The sequence below is a fragment of the Pseudomonas sp. EA_35y_Pfl2_R111 genome (assembly GCF_963970955.1).
Classification (GTDB): Bacteria; Pseudomonadota; Gammaproteobacteria; order Pseudomonadales; family Pseudomonadaceae; genus Aquipseudomonas.
This window is the reverse complement of the sequence record NZ_CAXAOM010000001.1, coordinates 744,113-760,557: the sequence shown is the minus strand read 5'-3', so window position 1 is coordinate 760,557 and position 16,445 is coordinate 744,113. Positions and strand designations below refer to the sequence as shown.

The following is a 16,445-nucleotide window of genomic DNA, read 5'->3' as shown; positions in this document are numbered from 1 at the left end:
GCCTTCTGGCAAATCTTGATCGCACAGCCCTATGCGCCTGAAAAAGCCATTTGCAAAAGTCCGGATATTCCTTAGAATATGCGGCCTTTCGGGCACCCTATGCCCGCCGTGCATTTAGATTTGCAGCACCGACTACAGGAACTATGTTCACATGCTAACGATTCGTCTTGCCCTTGGCGGCTCCAAAAAGCGCCCGTTCTACAAAATCAATGTGACCGACAGCCGTAACCCACGCGACGGTTCGCACAAAGAAGAAATCGGTTTCTTCAACCCGATCGCTCGTGGCCAGGAAGTTCGTCTGTCCGTGAAGCAAGATCGCCTGGCCCATTGGCTGAGCGTTGGCGCACAGCCTTCTGATCGTGTTGCTCAGTTGTTGAAGGACGCTGCTAAGGCTGCGGCCTAAGCAATATGAGCGCGACGCCTGTTTCTACCGATGATTTGATCGTTATCGGCAAGATCTACTCTGTACATGGCGTTCGCGGTGAGGTGAAGGTTTATTCCTTTACCGATCCTGTTGCAAATCTGCTCGAGTACAAGACCTGGACGCTTAGGCGCGAAGGCAGTGTCAAGCAGGTAGAGCTGATCAGCGGACGCGGGAGTGACAAGTTCCTGGTCGCAAAGCTCAAAGGTCTTGATGACCGTGAAGAGGCACGCCTTCTTGCCGGTTATGAGATCTGTGTACCACGCGATCTGTTTCCTGAATTAACAGACGGCGAGTACTACTGGTACCAGTTGGTAGGTCTGAAGGTCATCGACCAGGCGGGGCAGTTGCTCGGCAAGATTGATCACCTGTTAGAAACTGGTGCCAACGATGTGATGGTGGTTAAACCCTGCACCGACAGCTTGGATGGTCGTGAGCGCCTGTTGCCCTATACCGAGCAATGCGTGTTGTCGATTGACCTGAGTGCTGGCGAAATGCGGGTCGACTGGGATGCGGACTTTTAAGCCTGATGCCAAATCTGCGCGTTGAAGTCATCACGCTGTTCCCGGAAATGTTTAGCGCTATCAGCGAATACGGCATTACCAGCCGCGCGGTGAAACAGGAGTTGTTGCAACTAACCTGTTGGAACCCGCGAAGCTACACCACTGACCGTCACCACACTGTGGATGATCGGCCTTTTGGCGGTGGCCCTGGCATGGTGATGAAGATCAAGCCGCTTGAGGATGCTTTGCTCGATGCCAAGCACGCCGCAGGTGATAAAGCGAAGGTGATTTATCTTTCGCCGCAAGGTCGCCAGCTGACGCAGTCAGCAGTACGCGAACTGGCAAACGAAGAGGCTTTAATCCTCATCGCAGGTCGCTACGAAGGCATTGATGAGCGCTTTATTGAGGCGCATGTCGATGAAGAATGGTCGATTGGGGATTACGTCCTGTCTGGCGGTGAGCTGCCGGCCATGGTGCTGATCGACGCGGTAACGCGCCTTTTGCCTGGTGCATTAGGTCATGCAGGTTCGGCCGAGGAAGATTCCTTTACGGATGGCTTACTTGACTGCCCGCACTACACCCGCCCGGAGGTGTATGCGGATAAACGTGTTCCACAGGTGCTGCTTAGCGGTAACCACGAACACATCCGGCGTTGGCGTTTGCAGCAGTCCCTTGGTAGGACGCACGAACGACGCGCCGATCTTCTGGATAGCCGCTCGCTTTCTGGGGAAGAGAACAAGCTGCTGGAGGAATACATCCGCCAGCGGGACGATAGTTAATGTATCGATGACCGGCCAAGGCCTGTCTTAGGAGCGCAGCATGACCAACAAGATTATTCAGCAGCTTGAAGCTGAGCAGATGGGCAAAGAGATCCCGACCTTTGCACCGGGCGACACCATCGTTGTTCAGGTAAAAGTAAAGGAAGGCGACCGTCAGCGTCTGCAGGCGTTTGAAGGTGTTGTTATCGCCAAGCGTAACCGTGGTCTGAACAGTGCTTTCACTGTTCGTAAGATCTCCAACGGTGTTGGCGTTGAGCGTACTTTCCAGACTTACAGCCCGCTGGTTGACAGCCTGGCCGTTAAGCGTCGCGGTGACGTGCGTAAAGCCAAGCTTTACTACCTCCGTGACCTGTCCGGTAAAGCAGCACGCATCAAGGAAAAACTGGGCTAAGTCTCAGCTTTCCAATAAAAAAGCAGCCTTCTGGCTGCTTTTTTCGTTTCTGCGGTCTGATTCTTCTGGTCTGAATAATCGTGTGCTGCGGCTAGCGCAGGCTGATTTTTAGCGAGGCTTGCGACAAGTCGATGTCATGCAGGCTCAGGCTGCCAAAGCTTTGGCCCTGGGGGGCGCCGGCGACGCGGATGTTGTCAAAGCGCAGCTCGCCAATCGAGCTGGGCAAGCGCACATTGACCGAGCCGTCGGCATTGATCACCGAGGTCAGCTTGCTGGTGTCGTACTGCACGTCCTTCATTGATGTTTCCGCTTCCAGGCTGCTCAGTACCGGCATCACCAGTTTGCTCAGCTGACCGACGGTGCCCAGGCCGTCACCGCTGCCAGCCTGTAGAAATAAACCTTGCAGCACGTCGTCCAGGCCCTGGGCGCTGACATTACTCATTTCCATATCGCTCAAGGGGCGTAGGCCGCTCGGTGTTTGTTCCTGGCTGATGGCGCTGGGGAGGTTGCGCGGCGCGTCGGCGCTGGCGATTTGGAAGGGACTGAGCAGGGCTGCGACCAAGGTGGCCGCTAGGCGTAGGTTGTTTTGCTTGCTGAGGGCTTTTTTCAGCTGGCGCTCGGTTAGCCAGCCCTGCTCAATCAGCGTTTCGCCGAGGCGTTTTTGATTGGTGAGCTGCAGTTGAATGGCAGCATCCAGCTGGCCGCGGTTAATCAGTCCTTTATTGATCAGAATCTGACCAAGGCGTGAATGCTGTTGGCTGGACATCGTTTAGGCCCGTCGACTGTAGTGGCGTGGTGCAATCATGGGCCGCTAATTGATATCTGTCACCCATCCAAGGATAGGGTGACGATAGCGCAGCTTGTCTTGTTGGTAGTCAACGGGGGCTGTCCGGGTCCTCATCAATCAGGGCAACCAGAGTCCAGTCAGGGCCTGGTTGAATCTCGAGAGGTTGGGTGGCGATGTGTATCCAGCCTCTTGGGTCGCGGGCGAGCAGCACAACGGCGCGGTCACCATGCAGGTTCTGATAGGCCGGCCAGTCAAATGTGTTGGTGAGCGTGGTGGTTCGCACCTCGGCGCCTTTGCTGAGGCGGCTGGCGAACTGAGGAAAGCTCAGTGTGCGGTTGCCGAGTGGGCGGCCACGTACGGCGTCGCGAGAGCGGTGTTTATCGCTGCGCCGACTTTCGGTGCCGCTGGGTAAGGTGAACCGGCGGGTGGCGGCAAAATCGTGGCGAAAGTGCATGCAGGCCAGTGCATTTAGTTCGCTGGAGGGCGACACGGCAAGCAGGTGGCCAAGACCGATCAGGTCAAGATGAGCCTCCGCATCCTGCGAGGTGGGGTTGCCGAAGTAGGTGGGCAGTTTCTGCATGCGTGCGGCGCTGATGTTCTCCCAGCTGGAATCGCACAGCAGGACGCGGTTGCCGAGGTCTTGCAGGGCTGCGCCAAGTGCGCGGGCCACCGGGTTGGCGCCGATGATAAGAAAGCCGCTGGGGGCCGGTTCGGCCACTTTCAATAGCTTGGCGAGCGGGCGTGCCGTGGCACTTTGCAAGACAACGGTGCCAATAATTACGGCGAAAGTGAGAGGGACGAGTAGCTGGGCGCCGTCATAACCTAGCTCGTCGAGGCGGATTGCGAAAATAGCTGAGACTGCAGCGGCAACAATACCGCGTGGGGATATCCATGCCAGCAAGGCGCGCTCGCGCCAGTTTAGGCTGGAGCCAAAAGTGGATAGCGCCACATTGAGTGGGCGAGCGACAAACTGGATGATGGCTAGAAGCACCAGCACAGCCGGGCCAAGCGCGAGCAGGGCGCCAAGATTGAGGCGTGCGGCCAGCAGAATAAATAGTCCTGAAATCAACAGGACGCTGAGGTTTTCCTTGAAGTGCAAGATATGTCGAACATCGACGCCCTTCATGTTGGCGAGCCACATGCCCATCAAGGTGACGGCGAGCAGGCCGGACTCATGCATGACTTCGTTGGAGGCGATAAAGGCACCTAGTACGGCGGCTAATACGGCGAGGTTATGCAGGTAGTCCGGGAGCCATTGACGTCTTAGCACTTGGCCTAAGCCCCAGCCGCCGGCAATCCCAAACAGGCTGCCGCAGGCGATTACGCTTGCGAAGGTGATCAGGCCACTGTTCCAGCCGTTGCCTTCATTGCTGGCGATGATAAAGCTGTACACCACGACGGCGAGCAGCGCGCCAATCGGGTCGATAACGATACCTTCCCAGCGAAGAATATTGGCGATGGACGACTTTGGGCGTACGACGCGCAGCATCGGCACGATCACGGTAGGACCGGTGACCAGCGTAAGGGTGCCGAACAGCAGGGCCATATCCCAGTTAAAGCCCAGTAGATAATGCGTGCTGGCCGCGATCACGGCCCAAGTGGCCAGTGCGCCAACCGTTACCATGCGTCTGACGACCGAGCCGATTTCGCGCCATTCGGACAGGTGCAGGGTCAGGCTGCCCTCGAACAGGATCAGTGCGACGGCCATCGATACGAGGGGGAATAACAAGTTACCGAACAGGGCCTGCGGGTCAAGCCAGCCCAGTATGGGTCCTGCAAGTATCCCCGTTATCAGCAGAAACAGGATCGCCGGCAGACGCAGGCGCCAGGCCAGCCACTGGCAGGCGAGAGAGCCAGCGCCGATGGCGGCGAAGGCGAGAAGAATATGCTGCTCGTTCATCAAAGGTCCTTGCGAGTGTGTGCCTGGCCCTGCATGGCCCAGGTGTGAAAGACTAACCTGCTTTCAACTGCCCCATAGTTCAGCATGCCTGCCATCGACCATCCACTAATTGATCATTTTGTTGAAGCCCTATGGTTGGAGAAGGGGCTCTCGGCGCATACGCGCTTGGCTTATCGCAGTGACCTGGCATTGTTTAATGGCTGGTTGCAGGCGCGTGATGTGCAGTTGGCAGACGCCGGTAGGGAACTGATCCTTGATCATCTGGCTTGGCGTTTGAATGAGGGCTACAAGGCGCGTTCTACTGCACGCCTGCTCTCGGGGTTGCGCGGTTTCTACCGGTTTCTCTTGCGTGAGCAGCTGATCAGTCGTGATCCAACCCTGCAGGTGGATTTGCCGCAATTGGGTCGGCCGCTGCCCAAGTCGTTGTCCGAAATGGATGTTGAGGCTTTGCTGGCCGCCCCGGAGCTAGATGATCCGATTGGCCTGCGCGACCGCGCGATGCTTGAGGTGCTATATGCCTGTGGTCTGCGCGTCAGTGAGTTGATTGGTCTTACGTTGGAGCAAGTCAATCTGCGTCAGGGCGTGCTGCGGGTGTTTGGCAAGGGCAGCAAGGAGCGGCTGGTGCCGCTGGGTGAGGAGGCGATCGCCTGGATTGAGCGTTACAGCAAGGAGGCTCGGCCGTTTCTGCTCGATGGCAGGCCCAGTGATGTGCTGTTCCCCAGCCAGCGTGGTGAGCAGATGACCCGGCAGGCCTTTTGGTATCGCATCAAGCACCAGGCCAAGGTGGCGGGGATTGCCAAGAGCTTGTCGCCGCATACCCTGCGTCATGCCTTTGCTACGCACCTGCTCAATCACGGTGCCGATTTGCGCGTGGTACAGATGCTGCTGGGGCACAGCGATCTGTCGACCACGCAGATCTACACCCATGTTGCCCGCGCGCGGCTGCAGGAGCTGCATGCGCAACACCACCCGCGAGGCTGAGAGCGCCGTCTGGCCTGCGATGGTCGGCCTCTGTGGGCTTCTATGATAGGCTGCGCCCATCCTTTGTTAGATCGTCTTCCGTCAGGAGTTTGTATGCGTTTTAACCGCATTGTTGTCGCGTTGGCCTTGGGTCTGTTTAGCGGCGTGGGCGTTGCCGCCGATGCCGACCAGGCCATCCGCAATAGCCTCAAGGCGATCGATCCGGCGCTGCCGATCGAGGCGATTGCCGAGAGCCCGATGCCGGGCGTTTATCAGGTCGAGCTGGCCGGTGGGCGGCAGCTCTACACCAGTGCTGATGGTCAGTTTCTGTTGCAGGGCTACCTGTTTCAGGTTAAGGACGGCAAGCCGGTGAACCTTACCGAAGCGGCGGAAAGCCGTGGTGTGGTCAAATTGCTGGATGCTATTCCAACGTCGGAAATGGTGGTGTTTGCGCCCAAACAGCCGAAAACCCATATCACCGTATTCACCGACACCGATTGCGGCTATTGCCAGAAGCTGCACAGCGAAGTGCCTGAGCTCAACCGCCTGGGCGTTGAAGTGCGTTACCTGGCCTTCCCGCGCCAGGGTCTGGAAAGTGCTGCAGCCAAGGAACTGTCGAATGTCTGGTGCGCCAAGAACCAGCAAGACGCCATGAACCGTGCGAAGAGCCGCCAGGGCGTGGCTGATGCACAGTGTGACAGCCCGGTGGCCAAGCAGTACGCGCTGGGGCAGATGATCGGTGTCAGCGGTACACCGGCTATCGTTCTGGCCAACGGCAAGATCATCCCTGGCTATCAACCGGCACCGCAGCTGGCGAAAATTGCCTTGGAATCCAAATGATCTGAGGCGTGCGCCTGATTGACTAATAAACAGCCGCTTCGTATGGTGCGGCTCTTTTCTACGGCCGGGGCTTGCTCCGGCCGTTTTACGCAGTGCAGATGGGGAGTTCAGTGTGAAACCGGTGAAAGTAGGCATCTGTGGGCTGGGTACCGTCGGTGGCGGTACGTTGAATGTACTCAAGCGAAATGCCGAGGAAATTACCCGGCGCGCAGGGCGTGGTATTGAAGTTGCCCAGATCGCTATTCGCTCGCCCAAGCCGCAGTACGACACAACCGGTATTAGCATGACCAGCGATGCCTTCGAGCTGGTGAACAACCCCGAGATCGATATCGTTATCGAATTGATCGGCGGTTACACCCTGGCCAAGGAGCTGGTGCTCAAAGCCATCGAAAACGGCAAGCATGTGGTTACCGCGAACAAGGCGCTGATCGCCGTGCACGGCAATGAAATTTTCGCCAAGGCCCGTGAAAAAGGCGTCATCGTCGCCTTCGAAGCCGCCGTTGCCGGTGGTATCCCGGTAATCAAAGCCATCCGCGAGGGCCTGGCGGCCAACCGTATCAACTGGCTGGCCGGCATCATCAACGGCACTGGCAACTTTATCCTTAGCGAAATGCGCGAGAAGGGGCGCACCTTCGAAGACGTGCTGGCTGAGGCGCAGGCGCTGGGTTATGCCGAAGCCGATCCGACCTTCGATGTCGAAGGCATCGACGCCGCGCACAAGCTGACCATCCTGGCGTCTATCGCCTTTGGTATTCCGCTGCAGTTCGACAAGGCCTACACCGAAGGCATCACGAAGCTGACCACCGCTGACGTGAACTACGCCGAAGCGCTGGGCTATCGCATCAAGCACCTGGGTGTGGCCCGCCGCACCGACGCCGGTATCGAGTTGCGTGTACACCCGACGTTGATCCCGGCTGATCGCCTGATCGCCAACGTCAATGGGGTGATGAACGCAGTGATGGTCAATGGCGATGCCGCCGGCAGCACGCTGTTCTACGGTGCCGGTGCTGGCATGGAGCCGACCGCCTCTTCGGTTGTAGCCGACCTGGTTGATGTGGTTCGCGCATTGACGGCCGATCCAACCAACCGTGTACCGCACCTGGCCTTCCAGCCGGACTCGCTGTCCGATCACCCGATTCTGCCGATCGAAGCTTGCGAGAGCGCCTATTACCTGCGCATTCAGGCCAAGGATCATCCCGGCGTGCTGGCCCAGGTGGCGAGCATTCTTTCGGCGCGCGGGATCAATATCGAGTCGATCATGCAGAAAGAGGTTGAAGAGCAGGACGGCCTGGTACCGATGATCTTGGTCACTCATCGCGTGGTGGAAGTGCGGATTAACGAAGCGATCAGCGCCCTTGAGGCGCTTGAGGATGTGGTCGGCAGCGTTGTGCGTATTCGCGTCGAGCAGCTGAACTAACCCGCTTTTGGTCGCCGCAGCCAGGCTGCGGCGGCTCTTGAAGATTCAACCGAAGGTTTGCCCTTATGCGCTATATCAGTACCCGTGGCCAGGCACCGGCCCTGAATTTCGAAGACGTGCTGCTCGCCGGCTTGGCCAGCGATGGTGGTCTATATGTACCGGAAAACCTGCCGCGCTTCACTCAGGAAGAAATCGCCTCCTGGGCCGGCCTGCCGTACCACGAGCTAGCCTTCCGCGTGATGCGCCCGTTCGTCACTGGCAGCATTCCGGATGCGGACTTCAAAAAAATCCTTGAAGAAACATACGGCGTATTCGCCCACAGTGCCGTGGCGCCGCTGCGCCAGCTGAACGGCAACGAGTGGGTGCTGGAGCTGTTCCACGGCCCGACCCTGGCCTTCAAAGACTTCGCCCTGCAACTGCTCGGCCGCCTGCTCGACTACGTGCTGGCCAAGCGGAACGAGCGTGTGGTGATCATGGGTGCCACTTCCGGTGATACCGGTTCGGCGGCGATCGAAGGCTGCAAGGCTTGCGACAACGTCGATATTTTCATCATGCACCCGCACAACCGCGTGTCTGAGGTGCAGCGTCGGCAGATGACCACCATCTTCGGCGACAACATCCATAACATCGCCATCGAAGGTAACTTCGACGACTGCCAGGAGATGGTCAAGGACAGCTTCGCTGACCAGGGCTTCCTCAAGGGCACCCGTTTGGTGGCGGTCAACTCGATCAACTGGGCGCGGATCATGGCCCAGATTGTTTACTACTTCCATGCGGCTCTGCAGCTGGGCGGCCCGGCGCGTTCCATCGCGTTCTCGGTGCCGACCGGTAACTTCGGCGACATCTTCGCCGGCTACCTGGCGCGCAACATGGGGCTGCCGATCAGCCAGCTGATCGTCGCCACCAACCGCAACGACATCCTGCACCGCTTTATGAGTGGCAACCAGTACGTGAAGGGCGAGCTGCACCCAACTCTGTCGCCGTCCATGGATATCATGGTTTCGTCGAACTTCGAGCGCCTGCTGTTTGACCTGCACGGCCGAAACGGTGCGGCGATTGCCGAGCTGATGGCCACCTTCAAACAGGGTGGCGGTTTCAGCGTCGATCAGGACCGCTGGACCGAGGCGCGCAAGCTGTTCGATTCCCTCGCTGTGGATGATGCGCAAACCTGCGAAACCATTACCGACGTGTTTAACGAGTGCGGTGAGCTGCTTGATCCGCATACCGCGATTGGTGTGCGTGCTGCCCGTGAGTGCCGTCGCAGCCTGGCGACGCCGATGGTCATCCTTGGCACGGCGCATCCGGTGAAGTTCCCCGAGGCCGTGGAGAAGGCCGGTGTTGGTCAGGCACCGGCGCTGCCCGCGCATCTGGCGGATCTGTTCGAGCGCGAGGAGCGCTGCACGGTACTGACCAATGATCTGAAAACCGTACAGAGCTTTGTGGCTCAGCACGGTAATCGTGGTAAGCCGCTGTAAGTTTGGCGCTTGTCGATAAAGCCGGTACCCGCGAGGGGCCGGCTTTTTTTGCGGCTATGCTTTGGATGGTTTTTTGGGATGGAGCGTGTCATGGCTGAGTGTGATCAGGATTTGCCGGTAGAGGTGGTGGCGGCACTTGAGCGTGGGCGGAAAATCGAAGCGATCAAGCTGCTGCGTGAGCTAAGAGGCATTGGTTTGAAAGAGGCCAAGGACGCCGTGGATGACTACGGGCCTGTACGACAGGCGGGTGGTATGTCGGTGGTGCAGTCTGGCGGGCATGGCGGTATCTTCTGGTTGTTGGGCTTACTTGTGCTGGGTGTAATGATTGCCTGGCTGTTTGGCGCGTTCTAGCGGCAGTGTGTGTTATGCGTAAGGTGAGTAAGGGTGATGCGGTGAGATGGTTGATCAAGTTGGTTTTTCTGCTGTGCGCTGCCTCTCTCTCGGCTGGGGTCTACGCCGCTACCTTTTCAGTTGGTTTTTACAACTACCCGCCGATGATGATCGAGCAGGGTAAAACCGGTATCTATCAGGACATCTTCGATGAGTTGGGCAAGCTGACAGGCGACACTTTCAGCGTGCAGTACTATCCCTATCCGCGCATTGGCTTGCTGTTCAATGGCGGGCAGTTGGATATCGAGCCGGGTGTCTATCCGGGCTGGGTACGCAACCAGTCGATCCCTGGGGTGTTTTCGGTGCCGTTCGGGAAGGTTGTCGATGTCATGATGTTTGCCCGAGGTAAGGTTTTTCCTGTGTTGCGGCCTGAGGATTTGCGCGGCAAATCAGTGGGCTTGGTGCGTGGCTATGCCTACCCAGATTTGCGCGCGCTGATTGAGGCGGGGCAGCTTGATCGGCGCAATGCGCGCAATGAAGCGCAGTTGCTGGAAATGTTGGCGAAGTCGCGTTTTGATCAGATTGTGATCAACAAGGCGATCGCTCAGTACAGCCTCGCCAAGACGCCTGAGTACCGTAACCTCGTGATCGGCGATGTAATGAGCTCTTTCGATGTCAGCATGCGTGTTCATCCGCGCCATGAGGTCTGGCTGGATAAGCTGGATACGGCAATTTTAGAGCTCAAGCGCCGCGGTGTTATCGAAGCGATATACGCTAAATACGGCGTTCACCTCTAGCAGGCCGTGGAGAGCTATCTGCGTGGCAATCCTGTGTTAAATGCACCGCAAATGCTTAATTAAAGCCGTAAGTTCTTTTTCGGCCGTCTTGCCTGCCTCGCCCACATTTCCAACGGTCTGCGAGCGACAGCTCGCTTGCTGGGATTGCTGGTTAGATAACGCCATCGCGGCGCAATTGGGTGATCTGTTCGCCACTGTAGCCCAGCCCGCTCAGCACTTGTTCATTGTGCTCGCCCAGCTCCGGGCCTACCCAGTTCACCTCTCCCGGTGTGTCGCTCAGTTTGGGCACGATGCCGGGCATTTTGAACGCTTTGCCGTCTGGCAGCTTGGCCGACAGGAGCATTTCTCGGGCAAGAAATTGTGGGTCGTGGAACATGTCCTCGGAGCTGAATATGCGACTGGCCGGAACTTCGGCTTGGTTCAGCGTAGTCAGCACTTGCTCCAGCGGCATCGCGCCGACCCAGCGGTCGATCACGCCATAGATCTCGTCGCGACGTGCGTCGCGGCCGTCATTGCTGCTTAGCGTCACGTCGTCAGCCAGGTCCTGGCGGCCGATGGCCTGCATAAAGCGCTTGAAGATCGCATCGCCGTTGGCGCCGATCTGGATATGCTTGCCGTCGCAGCTCGTGTGGATCGAGGAGGGCGTGATGCCGGGCATGATATTGCCGGAGCGTTCGCGGATAAAACCGAACACATCGAACTCCGGCACCATGGACTCCATCATGGCGAAGATCGCCTCATACAGCGCCACGTCGACCACCTGGCCGCTGCCGCCGTTAACTTCTCGGTGTCTTAGCGCCATCAACGCGCCAATCACACCCCACAGCGCGGCAATCGAATCGCCAATCGAGATGCCGGTGCGCACCGGTGGTCGATCCTCGAAGCCAGTGATATAGCGCAGTCCGCCCATGGATTCGCCCACCGCGCCAAAGCCTGGCTGGTCCTTCATTGGTCCCGTCTGGCCGAAGCCAGACAGGCGCACCATCACCAGCTTGGGGTTCAGTGCATGCAGCACGTCCCAGCCGAGGCCGAGCTTTTCCAGCACGCCGGGGCGGAAGTTTTCGATCAATATGTCGGCTTCGCTGAGCAGCGTTTTCAGTATCTCGCGTCCAGTCTCGTGTTTGAGGTTGAGAGTGAGCGACTGCTTGTTGCGCGCCTGTACAAACCACCACAGCGAAGTGCCCTCATACAGCTTGCGCCACTTGCGCAGTGGATCGCCGCCATCAGGCGACTCCACCTTGATGACCTTGGCACCGAATTCGGCGCAGATGCGCGAAGCAAAGGGGCCGGCGATCAGGGTGCCGAGCTCGATCACTTTCAGGCCGTTGAGGGGTTGGCTGGATGTGTTCATAAGGTGGTTCCGTTGGCGGGGCTGACCAAGGCTATTCGATTGCGGGGTGTCACGTCATATTTGAATAGTCGCTAGCGGGTGTTGTGGCTGCGATGGGGTTGGCAGATTTAGCTGTTTAGTTGATGAGCGATATAACGTTAAATTGCCATCACGAATGGATGCTCTGCGTTGCTAGCCTTGGATGGTTTCGTCCTGCGACTTTCCCCTGTGTGTTTTCTGCGGCGCTACTTTTGAGTGACGCGCATTCGCATGCCTGAAAAACAGTAAACATGCGTTTTAAAATATTACATGTGATCTGTTGATTCATTACATGTGTGAGGCTAGTCTGCGTTCATGGAAAGCAAATCATCAGCCCACTACCAGCGTCTTTTTCGTCAGCGTCTGCGCGAGCAGGGGTTAGTGAAAAAAGAGGTCTGGATACTGCCAGAGCATGCCCCGCTGCTTATGGCGTTCGAGCGGAAACTTCGCCAGCCGCACCCAGTAAAGCTGGCTTCAACGGAAAAGGAGGAGTGTATGAGCATGCCGCAGGTTTGGACTGCACAGGCTTTATACGATGCGCTGTCGGCCGCTGAGTTATTCAAGGGTGGGCAAGCGAGCATTGAGCTGATTCAAAGCTCGGACGCCAGCTTGCATGTGACCATGCACGACTATGGCGATCTGCCTTTGTTTATTGCCGTATTTGGCGAGCAAATCGTGGTCGAGAGTTTGCTCTGGCCGGCTGCCGATGTGCGCGATAGGGCGGCCTTCAACGAGGAAGTGTTGCGCACTCACAAACTGTTTCCGCTGTCGTGCATCGGTCTAGAAACCCTGCCGGATGGCCAGCCTTGCTACACCATGTTCGGTGCGTTGAGTTCGGCGTCGACATTGACCGACGTGGTATTTGAGATCGAGTTGTTGGCTGACAACGTAATCAAGGCTACCGAAGCCTACGAAGGCTTCCTCAAAGCTGATGCTAAGGAGTGATGCTATGAACGTCTGGAGCAAGTTGCTGACGGCGCTGCGTGGCGGCGCCAATGAAGTGGGTGAGGCCGTGGTTGACGGTCAGGCGCTGCGCATTCTCGATCAGGAGATCCGCGATGCTGACCTTGAGCTGCGCAAATCCAAGGAAGCCCTGGCTGAGATTATGGCCAAGCAGAAACTGGCCAGTGATCGCCTGGGCAAGAGCACGGCGAAGATTGCCGAGTATGAGCAGTACGCGCTCAAGGCTCTGGATGCTGGTAATGAAACCCTGGCCAAGGAAGTCGCCGAGAAGATCGCCAATCTGGAAGCCGAACAGGCCAGCGACCGTGAGCAGGCCGATGGGTTTGCGGCCAGCGTTGCGCAGTTGCGCAAAGCGGTAACCCAGGCGGAAGGGCATATCAAACGCCTCAAGCAGCAGGTTGATACGGTCAAGGCCACCGAAAGCGTGCAGAAAGCGCAGATGGCTGTGGCGCAGCGCTATGGCGGCTCGCAGGCCAAATTGCACACCGCCGTCGAATCGCTGGAGCGGATCAAGCTCAAACAGGCCGAGCGCGCGGCGAAAATGGAAGCGACGGCGGAACTGGCCGCAACCAGCGCCCCGGATGATGCTCTGGAGGTCAAACTGCGTGCTGCCGGCATTGTGGCGGACAACGCAAGTGCTGACAGCGTGCTGGCACGTTTGAAGAGTAAGGCCAAACCAGAAGCCTAAACGGCTAATGAGGGGGCTTCGGCTCCCGCTTCTTCGACTACCAGGATGTAAAGAAGATGGAGCTATTTATACAGACCGCGCTGTCGTTTCCCGTGGTGCTGCTCAGTTTTGCGCTATGTGTGGCGATTCTGTATTGGCTGGTCGCCGCCATGGGGATTGTCGATGTCGACCTGTTGGATATCGAAGTCGACTCGTCGCTGGAGAACCATGCGCTGCAGCCCGAAGGCTTGGCCGGCCTGTTACTCAAACTGGGTCTCAATGGCGTGCCGGTGACGCTGATTCTCACCTTGTTGTTCTTTTTTGCCTGGGCGCTCTGCTATTTCGCCGAACTGCTTTTACTGCGCTTTTTGCCTTTGGGCATTTTGCGTTACCCCCTGGGCTTGCTGGTGGTTACCGCTGCGTTGATCGCCGTGGTGCCCGTGGTGAGCCTGTTGGTGCGTCCGTTGCGTCCGCTGTTTCTCAAGCTGGAAGCCACCACCAGTAAGTCCGTGCTCGGGCAAGTAGCCATTGTGCGTAGCGGGCGGGTAACTGCGACTCAGGGTGAGGCAATGCTTGACGATGGTGGTGCCGGGTTGATTTTGCGCGTGCGTGCCGATGAGGCGCATGGATTCAAACGTGGCGACCGCGTGGTGTTGCTGGAGTACCTGGAGGCCGAACACGCCTATCGGGTGATTACCGAAGACGAGTTCAAGGGCATCTAGCCCGTTTATCAAGGAGATTGATTGTAATGAGCCTCGAGCTACTAATGCCTTTTCTGACCGGCGTAGGTCTGTTTTTTCTAGTTATTTTTGGCTTTTTCGTTCTGTTCAAAGCCTTCTATATCAAGGTTCCGCAAGGCACGGCGTTGATCGTCAACGACATGTCGTCGACGCCCAAGGTGCATTTCACTGGCGCATTGGTGTATCCGGTGATCAACCTTAAGGAGTTCATGAAGATCTCCCTGATCACCCTGGAAGTCGACCGTCGCGCCAAGGACGGGCTGATCTGCCGCGACAATATGCGCGCCGATATCACTGTGGCTTTCTACCTGCGGGTCAACGAAACCCAGCAGGACGTGCTCAAGGTGGCCAAAGCCATCGGCGTCGACCGCGCCTCTGATCGCAGTGCGGTCAATGAGCTGTTCAACGCCAAATTCTCCGAAGCACTGAAAACCGTGGGCAAGCAGTTCGATTTCGTTCAGCTGTTCGAAAATCGTCAGGACTTCCGCGACCGCATCGTCGAGGTGATCGGCAACGACCTCAACGGCTATGTGCTGGAAGACGTAGCCATCGACTATCTGGAGCAGACTTCCAAGGCGTCGCTTGACCCGAGCAATATTCTCGATGCCGAAGGCATCCGCAAGATCACCGAGCTGACCGCCGCGCAGAACGTTATCACCAACGAACTGGAGCGCAACGAAGAGCTGGCGATCAAGAAGAAGAACGTCGAAACCCGCGAGGCCACGCTGTCCTTGGAACGCCAGGAAGCAGACGCCGTGGCGCGGCAGAAGCGCGAGATCGAGACCATTCGCGCCCGCGAGCAAGCCGAAACGCTCAAGGTGCAGGAAGAAGAGCGCCTGAAGTCCGAGCAGGCACGCATCAATACCCAGCAGGAACTGGATATCCGCGCCGAGAACCATCAGCGCGAAGTCGAAGTGGCGCAGCAGAACCGTCAGCGCGCCGTGGTTATTGAGGTGGAAAAAGTCACCCGCGCCAAGGACCTGGAAATCGTCTCCCGCGAGCGCGAAGTCGAGCTGCAGCGCATCGAGAAAGAGAAAGCCCTGGAAGTCGAGCGCAAGAACATCGCCGGGGTGATCCGCGAGCGTGTGGCGGTCGAGAAAACCGTGGCCCAGGAAGAAGAGCGCATCAAGGAAGTGCGTGAGGTTTCCGAAGCCGACCGGGCCAAGCAGGTCATGGTACTTAACGCCCAGGCCGAAGCTGAGCAGGAGCTGGTGCGCCAGGTCAAACAGGCCGAAGCCGACGAGACCCGCTCCCAGCACAAGGCGGTGGAAATCAACAACCTGGCCCAGGCCGAGTTGGAAGCTGCGGCCAAGCAAAGCGAAGCCAAGAAGAAAATGGCCGAAGGTATCGAGGCCGAGCGTGCAGCGCCTGGTCTGGCCGATGCGCGGGTGCGTGAAGTCACCGCCGCCGCCAAGGAGAAGGAAGGCCTGGCCGAAGCGCGCGTACATGCCGAGCAACTGATCGCCGAAGCCAAGGGCGAGCAGGAGAAGGGCATGGCCGAAGCGCGGGTTACCGAAGCCAAGGCTGCTGCGAAAGAGAAAGACGGCCTGGCCGATGCCAAGGTGCTGGAAGAAAATCTCGGTGCACAGGCGCGCGGTGAAGAACAACTGGGCGCGGCCAAGGCCAAAGCCACCCAGGATCTGGGTATGGCTGAAGCCCATGTGTTGTTGGAACGCTTGAATGCCGAGGCCGAAGGTCTGGGCAAGAAGTTCAGCGCCCTCGACGCGCTCAGCGACAACGCGCGTCAGCACGAAGAGTTCCGTATGCAGCTGGAGAAGAACTTCGACGAGGCCATGGCTGCGATCGCTGCCAACAAGGAAATCGCCAAGGACCAGGCCGAAGTGCTCTCGGCGGCGCTGTCCAAGGCGAAGATCGAGATCGTCGGCGGCGAAGGCGACTTCTTCAATTCCTTCGCCAAATCGCTGTCGGTGGGCAAAGCCATCGAAGGCGTGGTCGGCAAGAGCCCGGTTGTGCAGGACGTCCTCGCACGTTTGCTGAACGGTCGTACTGGCGAAACCAAAGCGCCAGAGTCGAATGTCACCGAAGTGTGAGTGAGCCCGGCACCTGACGCTGATGATCACGTCGGGTGCTGCTTAGTTGAATAAG

Annotated in this window: 17 protein-coding genes; 14 read left to right on the top strand and 3 right to left on the bottom strand. The window is 58.0% G+C overall.

Annotation, left to right across the window (positions count from 1 at the left end):
• The first annotated feature begins 151 nt into the window (after positions 1 to 151).
• Genes rpsP through rplS form a run of 4 tightly spaced genes read left to right on the top strand, consistent with a single transcriptional unit; the run spans position 152 to position 2,094 of the window.
• Entirely contained in the window at positions 152 to 403 is a 252-nt protein-coding gene (gene rpsP / locus AACY25_RS03770) for a 30S ribosomal protein S16 (protein WP_090239277.1), read from the top strand.
• A 5-nt stretch (positions 404 to 408) separates the two neighbouring features.
• Complete coding sequence (gene rimM / locus AACY25_RS03765) at positions 409 to 945, top strand: ribosome maturation factor RimM (RefSeq protein ID WP_339522613.1); 537 nt, start codon at positions 409 to 411, stop codon at positions 943 to 945.
• A gap of 5 nt (positions 946 to 950) precedes the next feature.
• Entirely contained in the window at positions 951 to 1,703 is a 753-nt protein-coding gene (trmD, locus tag AACY25_RS03760) for a tRNA (guanosine(37)-N1)-methyltransferase TrmD (protein ID WP_445262110.1), read from the top strand.
• Between the two features lie 40 nt (positions 1,704 to 1,743).
• Positions 1,744 to 2,094, top strand: a complete 351-nt coding sequence (gene rplS / locus AACY25_RS03755) for a 50S ribosomal protein L19 (RefSeq protein ID WP_090248568.1) — start codon at positions 1,744 to 1,746, stop codon at positions 2,092 to 2,094.
• A gap of 91 nt (positions 2,095 to 2,185) precedes the next feature.
• On the opposite strand, the gene AACY25_RS03750 is transcribed toward rplS, so the two are convergent.
• A complete protein-coding gene (locus tag AACY25_RS03750; protein ID WP_339522610.1) occupies positions 2,186 to 2,860 on the bottom strand; it encodes a hypothetical protein in 675 nt (224 codons plus the stop codon).
• A gap of 109 nt (positions 2,861 to 2,969) precedes the next feature.
• A complete protein-coding gene (locus AACY25_RS03745; RefSeq protein ID WP_339522608.1) occupies positions 2,970 to 4,781 on the bottom strand; it encodes a cation:proton antiporter in 1,812 nt (603 codons plus the stop codon).
• A gap of 84 nt (positions 4,782 to 4,865) precedes the next feature.
• On the opposite strand from AACY25_RS03745, the gene xerD reads away from it, so the two are divergent.
• The 6 genes from xerD (at position 4,866) to AACY25_RS03715 (ending at position 10,600) form a co-directional block, all read left to right on the top strand.
• Positions 4,866 to 5,762 carry a site-specific tyrosine recombinase XerD gene (gene xerD, locus AACY25_RS03740; RefSeq protein ID WP_339522607.1) on the top strand — a complete coding sequence of 299 codons (897 nt, stop codon included), beginning with the start codon at positions 4,866 to 4,868 and terminating at the stop codon, positions 5,760 to 5,762.
• Between the two features lie 93 nt (positions 5,763 to 5,855).
• Complete coding sequence (locus tag AACY25_RS03735; protein WP_339522606.1) at positions 5,856 to 6,581, top strand: thioredoxin fold domain-containing protein; 726 nt, start codon at positions 5,856 to 5,858, stop codon at positions 6,579 to 6,581.
• Positions 6,582 to 6,693: 112 nt separating this feature from the next.
• Positions 6,694 to 7,998 carry a homoserine dehydrogenase gene (locus tag AACY25_RS03730; protein WP_339522604.1) on the top strand — a complete coding sequence of 435 codons (1,305 nt, stop codon included), beginning with the start codon at positions 6,694 to 6,696 and terminating at the stop codon, positions 7,996 to 7,998.
• 65 nt (positions 7,999 to 8,063) lie between these two features.
• The gene (thrC, locus tag AACY25_RS03725; protein ID WP_339522602.1) at positions 8,064 to 9,473 is read left to right on the top strand and encodes a threonine synthase; all 1,410 of its coding nucleotides are present in this window, start codon (positions 8,064 to 8,066) and stop codon (positions 9,471 to 9,473) included.
• 90 nt (positions 9,474 to 9,563) lie between these two features.
• On the top strand, positions 9,564 to 9,824 hold the full coding sequence (locus AACY25_RS03720) for a ribosomal protein L7/L12 (RefSeq protein WP_339522600.1): 261 nt from the start codon (positions 9,564 to 9,566) through the stop codon (positions 9,822 to 9,824).
• A 59-nt stretch (positions 9,825 to 9,883) separates the two neighbouring features.
• Complete coding sequence (locus AACY25_RS03715) at positions 9,884 to 10,600, top strand: substrate-binding periplasmic protein (RefSeq protein WP_339522599.1); 717 nt, start codon at positions 9,884 to 9,886, stop codon at positions 10,598 to 10,600.
• Positions 10,601 to 10,751: 151 nt separating this feature from the next.
• Here AACY25_RS03715 and AACY25_RS03710 read toward each other — a convergent pair whose 3' ends face one another.
• Positions 10,752 to 11,951, bottom strand: coding sequence for a CaiB/BaiF CoA transferase family protein (locus AACY25_RS03710; protein WP_339522598.1), 1,200 nt, complete (start codon positions 11,949 to 11,951; stop codon positions 10,752 to 10,754).
• 333 nt (positions 11,952 to 12,284) lie between these two features.
• Here AACY25_RS03710 and bacA point away from each other — a divergent pair, with 333 nt between their 5' ends.
• From bacA to AACY25_RS03690, 4 genes are read left to right on the top strand one after another with little or no spacing between them, the layout of a single operon-like run.
• Positions 12,285 to 12,914: a biofilm formation regulator BacA gene (gene bacA / locus AACY25_RS03705; RefSeq protein ID WP_339522596.1), complete on the top strand. Its 630-nt coding sequence runs from the start codon at positions 12,285 to 12,287 to the stop codon at positions 12,912 to 12,914.
• A 4-nt stretch (positions 12,915 to 12,918) separates the two neighbouring features.
• Complete coding sequence (locus tag AACY25_RS03700) at positions 12,919 to 13,620, top strand: PspA/IM30 family protein (RefSeq protein WP_339522595.1); 702 nt, start codon at positions 12,919 to 12,921, stop codon at positions 13,618 to 13,620.
• A 56-nt stretch (positions 13,621 to 13,676) separates the two neighbouring features.
• Positions 13,677 to 14,321, top strand: coding sequence for a hypothetical protein (locus AACY25_RS03695; RefSeq protein ID WP_339522594.1), 645 nt, complete (start codon positions 13,677 to 13,679; stop codon positions 14,319 to 14,321).
• A gap of 26 nt (positions 14,322 to 14,347) precedes the next feature.
• Positions 14,348 to 16,390, top strand: a complete 2,043-nt coding sequence (locus AACY25_RS03690) for a flotillin family protein (RefSeq protein WP_339522592.1) — start codon at positions 14,348 to 14,350, stop codon at positions 16,388 to 16,390.
• The last annotated feature ends 55 nt before the right edge of the window (positions 16,391 to 16,445 follow it).

Bases quoted from the DNA above. Each gene is read 5' to 3' on its own strand.
- AACY25_RS03690 (WP_339522592.1), top strand. From the start codon at position 14,348: ATGAGCCTCGAGCTACTAATGCCTTTTCTGACCGGCGTAGGTCTGTTT.
- bacA (WP_339522596.1), top strand. From the start codon at position 12,285: ATGGAAAGCAAATCATCAGCCCACTACCAGCGTCTTTTTCGTCAGCGT.
- rpsP (WP_090239277.1), top strand. From the start codon at position 152: ATGCTAACGATTCGTCTTGCCCTTGGCGGCTCCAAAAAGCGCCCGTTC.
- xerD (WP_339522607.1), top strand. From the start codon at position 4,866: ATGCCTGCCATCGACCATCCACTAATTGATCATTTTGTTGAAGCCCTA.
- AACY25_RS03700 (WP_339522595.1), top strand. From the start codon at position 12,919: ATGAACGTCTGGAGCAAGTTGCTGACGGCGCTGCGTGGCGGCGCCAAT.
- rplS (WP_090248568.1), top strand. From the start codon at position 1,744: ATGACCAACAAGATTATTCAGCAGCTTGAAGCTGAGCAGATGGGCAAA.
- thrC (WP_339522602.1), top strand. From the start codon at position 8,064: ATGCGCTATATCAGTACCCGTGGCCAGGCACCGGCCCTGAATTTCGAA.
- AACY25_RS03710 (WP_339522598.1), bottom strand. From the start codon at position 11,951: ATGAACACATCCAGCCAACCCCTCAACGGCCTGAAAGTGATCGAGCTC.
- rimM (WP_339522613.1), top strand. From the start codon at position 409: ATGAGCGCGACGCCTGTTTCTACCGATGATTTGATCGTTATCGGCAAG.
- trmD (WP_445262110.1), top strand. From the start codon at position 951: ATGCCAAATCTGCGCGTTGAAGTCATCACGCTGTTCCCGGAAATGTTT.
- AACY25_RS03695 (WP_339522594.1), top strand. From the start codon at position 13,677: ATGGAGCTATTTATACAGACCGCGCTGTCGTTTCCCGTGGTGCTGCTC.
- AACY25_RS03750 (WP_339522610.1), bottom strand. From the start codon at position 2,860: ATGTCCAGCCAACAGCATTCACGCCTTGGTCAGATTCTGATCAATAAA.
- AACY25_RS03745 (WP_339522608.1), bottom strand. From the start codon at position 4,781: ATGAACGAGCAGCATATTCTTCTCGCCTTCGCCGCCATCGGCGCTGGC.
- AACY25_RS03735 (WP_339522606.1), top strand. From the start codon at position 5,856: ATGCGTTTTAACCGCATTGTTGTCGCGTTGGCCTTGGGTCTGTTTAGC.
- AACY25_RS03720 (WP_339522600.1), top strand. From the start codon at position 9,564: ATGGCTGAGTGTGATCAGGATTTGCCGGTAGAGGTGGTGGCGGCACTT.